This window comes from uncultured Lacinutrix sp. (genome assembly GCF_947500605.1).
Taxonomy (GTDB): domain Bacteria; phylum Bacteroidota; class Bacteroidia; order Flavobacteriales; family Flavobacteriaceae; genus Lacinutrix.
On sequence record NZ_CANMSJ010000002.1, the window covers coordinates 22,588 to 36,136 of the forward strand.

The window sequence follows — 13,549 nt, forward strand, 5'->3', positions numbered from 1 at the left end:
TGTTATTTTTTAAAATTTTTACAAATATATTTAATTCTTTGGCTTTTCAAATAGAAAAACTTAACGATTATTTAGTTTCCAAAATTATATCTTAAAGTAAATCCAGAGCGTATTGTTGTTTGCGGAAATGCTGTAGATATTGCGTATTCTGAGAACGTATAATCGAAGTAGAAAATACCTGTTAGGTTTTGACTAAAGGCATAATTAGCATTGTACTTTAAACCATAAATAGTTTGCCCGTTGGTTATTTGATTGTTCTCCAAATCTAAGTACCTAATAATAGTTTTATTATCCCTAACCGAAAGATTAGCTTCCATTAACAAATCACTAACGATAGATTTTTTGGGTCCAGCTAATTTAGTTTTTATACGCACATCTTTAAATCTATAACCTAACTTAAGTGCATATTCTTTACCTTGAATCTCGGTCATTAAATTATTATCGAAACTTAGAGATAGTAATCTATCTTTTCTAATTTCTGCTCCAACAATTATAGAATTTTTCATTTCCATATCAACTTTTATTAAAGGACTAAATAATTCTGTTAAGTTGATATTACTGTAAAGTTCTGAGTTTTTATAGTTTCCTGCTTGATCCAAATCATCGGATGGTTGAAAATCGTAAGGCGCACTATAGTCGATACCATTAAAATCTAAATTTGTTCTAAATTGATTAATAGTATAACTAGATCGGTAACCATGAGAAAGTGATAAACGTTTAAAACGTTGTTTAAACCATTTAAACTTCATTAAACCTGTGTATTTTAAATCCCAATTTGGAATTGGCACATTTCTAAAAGCTCCTAATTTAGTTTTCTCTGCATTTTGACCAGTATATGCACTTAAAAATGCTGGTAATAATACTGCCTGACTTGTTTTACCAAAACCTTTTGGATACCCATTAAGATCTGTTCCTTCAAAGTTATCTTGATTACTTAAATCAACTCCTTTTTCGGCCGCTAACCTTCTTGCGATTGTTAGTCTGTTTTCTCTAAAAGTATCAAAAGCCTCAGAACTTATTTCGTCACTATTACCAAAGGCTGTTGGTAATGTAAATGTCGAAACATTAAAGTTTCCAAATACATTTGGTGTTAGAGAAATATACTCGTCATTTTCTATTCTATAATTTTCGGTATAGTTTTCAGCATATGTTCTTGTTGCTACTAAATCTATTTTCAAGTCGTTTAACGGTTCTAAGTTTGCTGAAAGATCTAATTGTTTAGTATGATTTTTTGTGTATTGTTGATTAAAATCTGGGAACACCGTTAACCATCCGTTTCTAGCTGCAACATCTCTAATATCTTTTTGACTACCCAATGTGTAACCAAAGGTTGGCTTAGATGTACTAATAAAACCAGGTGTATCTGTAAAACCAGGAAGATATGTTCCGTTGTTTTCAGAATAGTTAGCTTGGATACGCTTTACTGATGTTAAAATACCTATTCCAAAATTTGCTATTCCTGTTCCAACACCACTTTTCTTTTTAGCTTCAGCTTTCTTTTTTCCTTCTTCCTTATTAGGTATTCCAGGAGGTCCAGCTTTTGCATTTCTACTAACTTTACCATTACTTTTAGCAACACGTTTCTTCTTTAAACCTATATATTTATAGAATTTACGCATATCTAACGTAGAGTTAATATTATGAGTATTACCATTAGATATAGAATTTCCTAAATCGTATGTTATACCATCGTCTGCAACAAGATCTCCAAATAAATCTGATCCTTTTTGCCATTGGTATAAACCTTGGTAAGAATACGTTGCTTTTACAAAATCTAATGCTGGAAATTTACTAAAAGGTATCTCGTAGTTTATCCCTAAAGTTTGTGAACGTCTATTAGCATCACCAACATCAAAATAACCATCCCAAACATCTAAACTTGGATCTTGTTCTCCATTAACAATATTATCTTTAAAGTAGTTTCTTACAATATTATTATTAGCTACTGCAAAATTAAAAGACAACGATTTTGTTAAATTCCAGTTTACTGTAGATTGGAAATCGAAATTATAGTTTCTTCTATATAATTCTTCAAGCCCAATATTATTACCACCTAACTCTACTTCTCTAAAACGCTGACTATTAAATTGTCTTTTAATATCTGAATTAATAGCAATACTAGAAGGCAATAAATTAAGATTGAAATCTTTTAATAGTTTCCAGTACTTACCTGTAAAAAGAGAATCTTTCTTTTTAAAAGGTTCAAATACTTTAGGCTGAAAATTAAATGCATAACTCGCTCCAGTTCTTACTTGCTTATCGATAGAACGTTCTATTTCGAAATCGCGATGTTCTACCTTGTTATAAGAATGGTTAAACGTTAAATTTTCTACATCATAAAAACTTGGCTTAGATTCGCCTGTTCTTATTTTTTTAACACCAATAAAGTTGATACTTCTTCTTTTTGTATATTCTTCGGATTGCTCTCTAATATTATCTTTTTCTTCAGCAGTTTCTGCGGCATCAATTCTATTTTGAAGTTTTAAATCTTTATACTGCTCATCATACTCTGGTGTAATTAATTCTACACCTTGCCCATAATTAAATGGTAATTGAACTCCCCACTTTTTAGGTAATAATTGCCCAATATTTACATTAGTTACAACATCATACTGTTTTACATCTTCTCTACTACGTTCTTGTGGTCCTTGATCTACAGAACCAAAACCAGCAGTACTCATTCTACCCGTTGCACTTACATTTGCAAAATCTGCAAAATTAGTATCTATATTCATTATTGCTGCCCAACCACCTTGATTATCCATATCTGACAACCTAAGTTCGTTAAACCAAACCTCTCCACATTGCGTGTTGTTCGATCCGTTTTTTACACCAACCATTAAAGTTCTTACTGCTCCAAAGTTTGGATTACCTTTAATTGCTAGTCTTGTTTGTCCAAGCACATAATTTTCGTATTGAGATGTTGAAGCTATTTCAATTGGCTGTCCATTTACTACATCGTAAAAAGTTGCATCTGCATTTGCTAAAGTACCGTTAGAAATCCCTAAAGATTTTATTTGTTCTAAAAGCTCTAGAGGTAGATCTATTTCATTTACTGTAGGCCATAATGCAGCACTACTTGTTCCTGTAGAAACTTGTAATGGCACTTCAATCTGGTAGTAGTTTTCGGTTAAATCGTTACCCATTCTAATAAAACCAACTAAATCTTTATCAGCTAAGCCTGGTAAATCTCCATCTTCGGCATGCATAAACATTCTAAGACGCTTATACTGTCTCATATCTACGCTAATATTTTTATAAACAGCTCTAGAATCTTTTGGTTCTAAATCGCAAACATTAACAACAAGAGATTGTTCGTTCTGATCTATTATAGAGTTATTATTATTTAATCGCTCTGGCTCAATACCTGGAGGAGACTCGTAACTACCATCATTTTCTTGAGAACTTATTACTCCAACGGTAAATTCTGTATCATCAAAATTTGGTGATGTTGGACCTCCATTTAATGCTAATTGGTAACGTCTCCAATCGCTTCGTACTAAATCTAATGTTCCAAAACGGAACGTTGTTTGTTCTGTAAAACCACTTAAGTACATACGTGCAAAACGAATAGAACGTAAATCTGTAATTCCATTTTTAGCCACTACATGATCCCCTTGAACGGGTACTCTAAATTGGTACCAACGTACTTGTTCTGTATCTCCATTTGGTAACTCTCTTGATCGTAATTTTACATCTTTTATAAACTCACCAATTGGATTTCCTGGAACAACTTCGTCTGGACTATTTAATGGTAAATTTTGACGTGTTAGCTCTAATTCATATTCAAAATAACTATCGATAGTATTCATCGTGTTATCTCTATTTATATCTTCAACATCTGGCTGTGTTGTAGAACCTCTATTTGTATCGCTAAAAGTATCTGGAGAATTTCCTTGTACATTATTATAACGCTTATAACGCTCTAATACATCTCCTTCTGCACTTAAGTAATATTGATAATTATCTGCAGATGGATCTTCTAAACCACTAAACGTTGGGAAATTAACACCTTCTTCTGCATCGTTATAACCATCGAAACCAACATCTTGATTTGTACGCTCTTCTCCTGTAGAATCGAACGCATATATTAACGCTTGATTTAATGGCACTACAGTATTGTATGTTGTTGTTGGTAATAAACTTATGTTTCCATCTGCCGGTAATCCGTTTTCGTATTGCTTTCTACCATCACGAAGAACATCTTCAGAAATACTTCCTAAATTAAATACCAGTTTTCCACCTGGATTAGTTGCATTCTCTTGAAATGGATCTTGCATCCAAAACTCAATATACTCTACATTTGATTGTTCGAAGTCTGTAGATGTTAATTGTCTTGTAATTCCCGCCCAACCGTTACTTGGTGTTATTAATGTATTACCATCGGAAGATAAGTTAGTATCACTAAAATTATACGGCCCTCTTTCTGTTGGATAATAGGTTAAATCTAGAGTATTTAAAACCGAAGTTTGTCCTTGCGCTATATCTTGTTCTGGAAATAATTCTTGTACAAATACACGAGAGGTGTAAATATCTGAGACATCGTCATCGTCAATTCCTGTTGGTCTTTGACCTCCATAAAATATAGGATCGATAGTATACCAGTTTAACAATGCTCTATCGTAACCATTTTCAAAACCATCTACATCGTTAGCAGTAGTTCCATTTAGTCCTAAAGGTCTACTTGATAGTCTCCATGATTGTGCAGATTTTAAATCTATACCATTCTGGCTACCTTCAAAATCATCAATATATGCAGTTGCTTCTCCATTTAAATCTGTTCCTTTTGGTGCTCCAGGCATTAAATAAGCAAACTCACCACTAACAGATAAATTAGATGGTGCATCTGTATCTATATTTGGTAACTTGTTCGCTAACCTTGTAAAGAAAGGAACTTCTGTAGAGTAATTACCATTAAAACCTAGTATTGTATTATTAATTGGCTCACTATTATAGTTAGCTTTTTGAGTAATTGGTCTTTCGTTTAAATTAACATAAGTAGCACCAATTAAAAATTTATCGTTAAACTGATGTTCTACATTTATACCCGTGTAACGTTTTGTTTGCTGACCAAATATTGAGTTATTTTCGGTTGTTACTTGTATTGGTGTATTCGATGCTTTTAAAGCTTCGTCTAAAATCTGTACACGACCTAATTGGTAATTTACGGTATAATCGACACCTTCTACAAGCACACGTCCGCCTGCGGTTACTTTTACAGAACCTCTAGGCACATTAAAACCTCCAATTGCAATACCGTCTCCACCTTGAGATTTATATCGTCCTTTTATTTGAAACTTGTTTTTTTCAACTTCGTCTAAAGCAGCAGTTTTTGTTGCTTTATAAAGTATATCGTAAACATATTTTTCTTGATTTGGGTTCGTTGTATAAACATCAGACTCATAATCAAAAGCATTGTTTCCTGGGTTACCATCATTATCTAAAACATCGAATAAATAACGACCAAAAGGTTCGACCTTTGTAAATACTATTTTTCCGTTTTCCGGAATTACAGTAATACCACTAACAAAATCGAAAAAACCATCACCATTGGTTTGCGGATCGTTGTTATAATTTAACCTATCTAAATTGAATAAACGTAGTAATGTAGTCTTTTCAATATAATCGTCTAGAGGAGTATTACTTGTAATAGGATTACCATTAATATCTACACCAAAAGTTCCACCTTCTGGACTAATAAAGTTTAAAGGCGTCGATTCGTTATAAAAGATATTTAATTTAAAATCTTCTTGACTTAATTGATAAGCTCCCGTATCGTAAATATTCTTCATCATTAAATCCCAAATTGGTTGAGATACAGATGTAATACTACTTTTAAGTAATTTAAGAATTAAATTATTGTTTGTTACGTTTGTTACTTCATTATCACCATTTGTTTCTACGGTAGTTGCGCCAATACCATCGTTAGCAAATTCACCAACTTGAAACACCTGACCTCCCACTGTATATTGGAAAGCTACGGCTAAAACTTCATCATTGTTTAAACGTTGATTTAACGAAATATAACCCAATTGGGTGTTAATAATATATTCTTGACCTTCTTGTAATTTTCTTGTATTCTCTAGTTTTGCATAATCGAAACCTTCGTTAAAACCAGAAACTAATATCCCAGATTGCACTGTTGCAATATCTCTAATTGCATCTGTAATTTGCGAACCTGGTCCACCAATATTTGTAGGATCTAAACGGTTATTAGCATTGTCTGGAAAAGCACCTGGACCAGCAGTAACTACTACACCAGAATTTCCAATAACTGCAGATTCTCCAAGATCTTGAAGTGCTACTATATTTCTTACATTCTCTGTTCTATTACTTCTATTTGTCACCCATACTTCTGCTCTTGTAATTTGAACATTTGTATTAATAAAAGGATAGTTTTCTAAAGACTTATCATAATTCTCACGGAAATACTGTGCTAAGAAAAAGTGACGATTCTCATCGTAATCACGAATAAAGAAATCGAATTCGTCTAATGTTCCACCACCTTGTGCGACTACAGAACGTGTATCAGATTTTTGTTCAGAAAACACAGCAGTAACTGTTGTTTTACCAAACTGTAATTTTGTTTTTACACCAAATAAACTTTGCGCTCCTGAAATAAGAGAACTGTTTAATGGCATACTTACATTACCTACTTCTAACTTTTGAAGTATAGAATCTTCACCTCCACCAAACGTAGGATCGTATTCTAACTTTACTAATTGTTGAAAATCGAAACTTGCTTCAGTATCATAATTTGCAGTAACTTGAAGTCTTTCTCCAACTTTACCTAGTAAACTCAAACTAATTCTCTGGTCGAAATCGAAAGTAAAATTACTTCTATTTCTAGGTGAAAATGATGGATTATCCTGCTTTGTAAACAAAACTCCTAAATCCATTTCTAAAGATCCTTGAGGTACAACTTCTATGGTATTTCCGCCAAATATAGATTCGAAAAAACCAGAGTTTACATAAAACTCTGGCAATAAATTCTTTTTAGCTTCTTCAGAATTTTCTTTTTTTCCATCGAAAGCATCTATTTTATCTTGGTAGTAACCTTTTAAGTTCTCTTTAAACACCAGGTCTTGATACTCTTTTGGTGTTAATATAATTGGATAATTAATATTAAAATTACCAATAGATTCTGTGTAAACATAGCGATCTGTTTGGGGATCATAAGTATACTTAGAAGTAATACTATTAGGATTCGCCATTTCAATATTTCCAAAACTAAACCCTGTTTTTGTAGAATCGCTTTCTACTGTTGGATCTGGATCTTGAGCGAAAGCACTAAGTGACAACAAGAACGTTAGAACTGTTAATACACTTTGTTTAATCGATTTATAAAAGTATAGGTTAGTTGTATTCAAAATCTACTATAATTTTTTTAAAGCTTGTTTAATTATGGCTTCTACGCTAGCCTCTGGTTCGGATACAACAATTTTATCCACCACACGCTCTGCTTGTTTTTTGGCAAAACCAAGCACTTCTAATGCAGATAACGCTTCATCTTTGTTGGTATTGCTTCTATTAACAGAAACTTCGTCAATATCGTAAATTTTAATGATTTTATCTTTTAAATCAATAATTACACGTTGCGCTGTTTTTACACCAATTCCTTTTATAGATTGAATAAGCGCAACATCCTCTGTAGCAATTCCTTCACGAATTTGCTTTGGAGTTAGAGACGAGAGCATAGTTCGTGCTGTATTAGTGCCAATTCCGCTAACAGAAATAAGTAGCCTAAACACTTCTCGCTCTCCTTTAGTTACAAAACCGTAAAGACTGTGAGAATCTTCTTTTACTTGAAGATGCGTATACAATTGTATGCTTTCTCCCTCAGGAATTTGAGAAAATGTGTTCAAAGAAATATTTAACAAATAACCAACACCGTTACAATCTATAACAACATCAGTTGGATTTTTCTCCACCAATTTTCCCTTAATATGTGTAATCATCTACGGTTTCTTCTTAAGATTTCAAATGTAATAAAATTCTCGGACTAAAAATTATTCGCTTTTTTGGCGTGTTAATGCCTCTTTATCTTTCTGTTGTGCATCTATTACTGCTATTGCAGTCATATTTACAATTTCGTCCACACTTGCATCTAATTGAAGAATATGAACAGGTTTACGTAATCCCATCATAATTGGACCAATAGACTCTGCTTTATTCAACTCTTTTAACAATTTATATGTAATGTTTGCAGACTCTAAATTTGGAAAAATAAGTGTATTTACTTTATGTCCGCATAATTTTGAAAATGGAAAAATAGACTGAAGCATTTTACTGTTTAAAGCAAAGTCTGTTTGTAACTCTCCATCTACTAATAAATCTGGATGTCTATTATGTAAATAAGAAACTGCTTCGCGAACTTTAGTAGCTGTTTGGTCTTTTGATGATCCAAAGTTTGAATAACTAGTCATTGCCATTACTGGTTTTAGACCGAACATTTTCACTACTCCAGATGTCATTTGAGCAATTTTTATTAAATCTTTAGCTGAAGGATTAATGTTTATAGAAGTATCACTTAAAAACATTGGTCCACGCTCCGTCATCATTACATTGGTAGTCGCAATTCTAGTAGAACCAGGTGCTAAACCAATTAGCTCTAACATTGGTTTTACAACTTGTGGGTAACTACGAGAATACCCTGAAATTAAAGCATCGGCATCACCTTCGTTCACCATCATGGCTGCAAAATAGTTACGCTCTCTCATTAATTTTTGAGCTTCTAATAAAGTTACTCCTCTACGCTTACGTTGCTTCCAGTATACTGTTGCATATTTGTTTTTTTGCTCTACTTGCTCATCAGACTTTGGATCTATAATTTGAACATCGGCATCAAACTCTAATTCTTCTTTTAATCTTTCAATTTCATCTTTTCTTCCTAATAAAATAGGAATTGCGATACCTTCGTCATGCACTATTTGTGCTGCTTTAAGTACATCTATGTGGTCTGCTTCTGCATAAACAACACGTCTTGGGCTTATTTTAGCTCTATTTAATAAAAGTCTAACAATTTTATTATCATTCCCTAAACGCTCAAGCAAGCTATCTCTATACTTTTCCCAATCTTCAATGGGCTCTAAAGCAACGCCACTTTCCATAGCTGCTTTTGCAACTGCAGGAGGTACTTCGGCAATTAGCCTTGGATCGAAAGGTTTTGGTATAATATATTCTTTACCAAAAGTTAACCTTGTTTCGTCGTATGCAATATTTACCTGTTCTGGCACTGGTTCTTTTGCTAATTTAGCTAAAGCCATAACTGCTGCCATTTTCATAGCTTCGTTAATTTTAGTTGCGCGAACATCTAATGCACCACGGAAAATAAAAGGAAAACCAAGTACGTTATTTACTTGATTAGGATGATCGCTACGACCTGTAGCCATAATAATATCATCTCTAGTATCTACTGCTAATTGGTATTGAATTTCTGGGTCTGGATTCGCCATTGCAAAAACAATAGGGTTCTTAGCCATTACCAATAACATAGCTGGAGTTACAATATCTGAAGTCGATAAACCTACAAAAACGTCGGCATCTTTCATGGCTTCATCTAATGTGTCTATTTTTCTATGTGTTGCAAATTCTGCTTTTTGAGATGTAAGATTATCTCTGTCGTCTCTAATAACACCTTTACTATCTAGCATAACAACGTTTTCACGTTTTGCGCCAAATGCCAAATATAATCGTGTACAAGAAATAGCAGCTGCTCCTGCTCCACTTACTACTATTTTTGCATCTTCAATCTTTTTTTCTGAAAGCTCTAATGCATTTAATAAAGCAGCGGCCGAAATAATTGCAGTACCATGTTGGTCGTCATGCATTACAGGAATATCTAATTCCTCTTTTAAACGTCTTTCGATTTCAAAAGCTTCAGGTGCTTTTATATCTTCAAGGTTAATACCACCAAAAGTTGGTGCTATCATCTTTACTGTTTGTATAAATTCTTCAATATCTTCTGTACCGACTTCAATATCGAAAACATCGATGTCTGCAAATATTTTAAAAAGTAAACCTTTACCTTCCATTACTGGCTTTGAGGCTTCAGGTCCTATATTACCTAAACCTAAAACAGCAGTTCCGTTAGAAATAACAGCAACTAAGTTTCCTTTTGCTGTGTATTTATAAACATTATTAACATCTTTTGCTATCTCTAAACATGGCTCTGCTACACCTGGAGAATAGGCTAATGCCAGATCTCTTTGACTTGCGTATTTTTTTGTTGGTACAACTTTTATCTTTCCTGGAGTAGGCTTAGCGTGATATACTAAGGCTTCTCTTCTTTTGCTTTGTTTGCTCATATTTTAGCTTTTACTCTGACATACAAATGTAATCTTTTTGAAAGAAACGTAATGATGAAAAAATAATATCTTCATGGTGTAAATATTAAATTATTTTCTAACGTTTTTCTTCTTCATTTAGACATAACTAAGTTATTAAAAAGAAGTCACTAGACATATTACACTTTTTTTGATTCTTAAAAAACCTAAAAGGGCTTAACAATAATTATTGTTAAGCCCTTTTTATATTTAAATACTTCTGTTTAAATATTATTCTAATATTATAGCTCCTTCTGGTTTTGAAAAGAATCCTTCTTCTACTGTTGGTGAAAAACTAATATCACTCACGTCTATTTTGGTGATATATTCACCTAAACCATCCTTATCATTAGTAGACCAATAAGTTTTAAAACCTGTTGCAAAAACAATACCGTTTACTGTTGTAGTTCCTTGAGTAACCGTTATTTTTTCTGGAGCATGACCACCATTTGGAAAATACTTTGGGTAAGAAACAATATACTTAAAAGCCGTTACTAAATTAGTTTTTGCGTTTACATATAAAATATAATAATCGTCTGGAGCAGAACCAACACCAGCACTATATGTTGCTTTAATTACTTTTTGATTTCCTCCTTGAAATTCAGTCTCTGGTAATAACTCTAAATTTACACCTTCTCCATCTAAAACAAAAGGATGACCAGAAAAGTATAATGGTGTTAAAGCCCAAAATTTAGTATCGTATTCAAAAGAAGTACTATCCTTAGCTTTTACCCAAGCCTCTTCTCCATCCCATCCAAAAATAGAGCTTGGATCTGTAATACTATTATGTCTTGCTTTATTACTCCAAGTATCTATAGTTTGGTAAGAGTTTCTAATACCTTTACCATTTACAGGTTGGTAATTAAACTGTAAAGAGAAATATCCATTTCCATACCATTTATCTAAACCTCCATGAGCTTCCATTGCACTCCATAAAACTTTACCAGCATCTGTTGCATTAAGCTTTTTATTAGCAGCCTCTACTCTTTCTTGAATCCAAGAATCTGGAATATTATATTGATTTTCTGCTATTTCTATATCCTCTATAATATTTGTTTCTTCTTTAGTTGATTGCTTACATGCAACAATACTTAAAACTAAAAATAGACTTAGAAATTTAATTGATGTTTTCATTTTATTATTATCTTTTTAATTAATATTTAAAGGTCGAGATAAATTACCTTTCCTTTCAATATGGAAAGAATTATTTCAAGAAATTTATATTTCGTTGCAATCCTGAATATTTGGTTCGTTTTACAGCTGATTTTTGAAACACTTTTTTAAAGACATCCTCTGTAATTTCTTCCCAATCCTTCTTTGTCATATCTAATAACTCAGGATGTGGATTAAAAAGTGGTTCGTTGTGTGGTTTTGAGAATTTATTCCATGGGCAAATATCTTGGCACACGTCGCAACCAAACATCCAGTCATCAAACTTACCCTTCATTGTGTTAGGTAATTGATCTTTTAGTTCTATTGTAAAGTAACTAATACATTTACTACCGTCTACTACATAAGGCTCTGTAATCGCTTGTGTTGGGCAAGCATCTATACAAGCGGTGCATGTTCCACAATGATCTGTTGTTACATGATCGTACTCTAAATCTAAATCTATTATTAGTTCTGCTATAAAATAAAAAGAACCTACGCGTTGCGTTAATAAATTACTGTGTTTGCCTATCCAACCTAATCCAGATTTTGCTGCCCATGCTTTATCTAAAACTGGTGCAGAATCTACAAATGCTCTTCCACTTACTTCTCCTATTTCATCTTGAATGAAATGTGTCAGTTCTTTTAATTTAGACTTAATAATATGGTGGTAGTCGTGACCATAAGCATATTTAGACAACTTTGGTGCTTCGGTATCTTTTTGTGTTTCTGAAGGATAATAATTAAGCAATAGAGAGATAACACTTTTAGAGTCCTCAACTAGTTTTGTTGGGTCTAAGCGTTTATCGAAATGGTTTGCCATGTAACTCATTTCGCCATTCATGTTCTTATTAAGCCAATTTTCTAAACGTGGTGCTTCGACTTCTAAAAATTCAGCTTTACTAATACCACAAGACAAAAAACCGAGGCGTTTAGCTTCGGTTTTAATAAGACTTGTGTATTTAGCTTTATTATTTATCATTTATTATGGATTCCTACCTTCTCGAGAATTACAATAATATTAAAATAATCCTCCTTGCGTTGGACCTTTTACTCTTCCTAGATGCTTATAGGCTAATTCTGTGACTTCTCTACCTCTTGGAGTACGCATAATAAAACCTTGTTGAATTAAAAAAGGTTCGTAAACTTCTTCAATAGTTTCTGGACTTTCGCTTACTGCTGTAGCAATAGTCGATACACCTACTGGCCCTCCTTTAAACTTATCGATTATAGTCGACAATATTTTATTATCCATCTCATCTAACCCGTAAGCATCAACATTTAGTGCCTCTAGAGAAAACTTTGCGATTTTAATATCTATACTTCCGTTACCCTTTATTTGTGCAAAATCACGAACGCGACGTAACAAAGCATTTGCTATTCTAGGTGTTCCTCTACTTCTACCTGCAATTTCTATTGCCGCTTCCATAGCTATTGGAACATTTAGTATTTGTGCACTACGTTGTATAATTGTACTCAATAATTCAGTATCGTAATATTGTAATCTACTCTGAATTCCAAAACGGGCACGCATAGGTGCTGTTAGCAAACCAGATCTCGTAGTTGCACCAACCAAAGTAAACGGATTTAAATTCAATTGAACCGTTCTTGCATTAGGTCCAGACTCAATCATGATGTCGATTTTAAAGTCTTCCATTGCAGAATAAAGATATTCCTCTACAATTGGACTTAATCGATGTATTTCATCAATAAAAAGCACATCTCTATCATCTAGGTTCGTTAATAAACCTGCTAAGTCACCCGGCTTATCTAATACAGGTCCAGAAGTTACTTTAATACCAACATCTAACTCGTTAGCTAGTATGTTTGCCAAAGTAGTTTTACCTAAACCTGGAGGTCCATGAAACAAAGTATGGTCTAAAGCCTCATTTCTTTGGTTAGCAGCTTCAACGAATATTTTTAAATTCTCCAACACTTGGTCTTGACCCGAAAAATCTTCAAAAGATAATGGTCTTAATGTTTTTTCGATGTCGAATTCTTCAGAAGAAAAATTATCGCTGGAAGGATCTAGGTTTTCGTTCATGTGGTACTTTCCGCGAAAGCGGTATTCTTGT

The 13,549-nt window shown here is 33.1% G+C and carries 6 protein-coding genes; all 6 read right to left on the reverse strand.

Features of this window, described 5'->3' with window-relative positions:
• Nucleotides 1-71 precede the first annotated feature (71 nt).
• Nucleotides 72-7,370, reverse strand: a complete 7,299-nt coding sequence (gene sprA, locus Q0935_RS03375; protein WP_299382412.1) for a cell surface protein SprA — start codon at nucleotides 7,368-7,370, stop codon at nucleotides 72-74.
• 6 nt (nucleotides 7,371-7,376) lie between these two features.
• Nucleotides 7,377-7,958: a Holliday junction branch migration protein RuvA gene (ruvA, locus tag Q0935_RS03380; RefSeq protein WP_299382414.1), complete on the reverse strand. Its 582-nt coding sequence runs from the start codon at nucleotides 7,956-7,958 to the stop codon at nucleotides 7,377-7,379.
• A 51-nt stretch (nucleotides 7,959-8,009) separates the two neighbouring features.
• Nucleotides 8,010-10,307, reverse strand: a complete 2,298-nt coding sequence (locus tag Q0935_RS03385; protein WP_299382416.1) for an NADP-dependent malic enzyme — start codon at nucleotides 10,305-10,307, stop codon at nucleotides 8,010-8,012.
• Between the two features lie 249 nt (nucleotides 10,308-10,556).
• Nucleotides 10,557-11,459 carry a hypothetical protein gene (locus tag Q0935_RS03390; RefSeq protein ID WP_299382418.1) on the reverse strand — a complete coding sequence of 301 codons (903 nt, stop codon included), beginning with the start codon at nucleotides 11,457-11,459 and terminating at the stop codon, nucleotides 10,557-10,559.
• 70 nt (nucleotides 11,460-11,529) lie between these two features.
• On the reverse strand, nucleotides 11,530-12,456 hold the full coding sequence (gene queG / locus Q0935_RS03395; RefSeq protein WP_299382420.1) for a tRNA epoxyqueuosine(34) reductase QueG: 927 nt from the start codon (nucleotides 12,454-12,456) through the stop codon (nucleotides 11,530-11,532).
• 39 nt (nucleotides 12,457-12,495) lie between these two features.
• Entirely contained in the window at nucleotides 12,496-13,518 is a 1,023-nt protein-coding gene (gene ruvB, locus Q0935_RS03400) for a Holliday junction branch migration DNA helicase RuvB (RefSeq protein ID WP_055435928.1), read from the reverse strand.
• Between the last annotated feature and the right edge of the window lie 31 nt (nucleotides 13,519-13,549).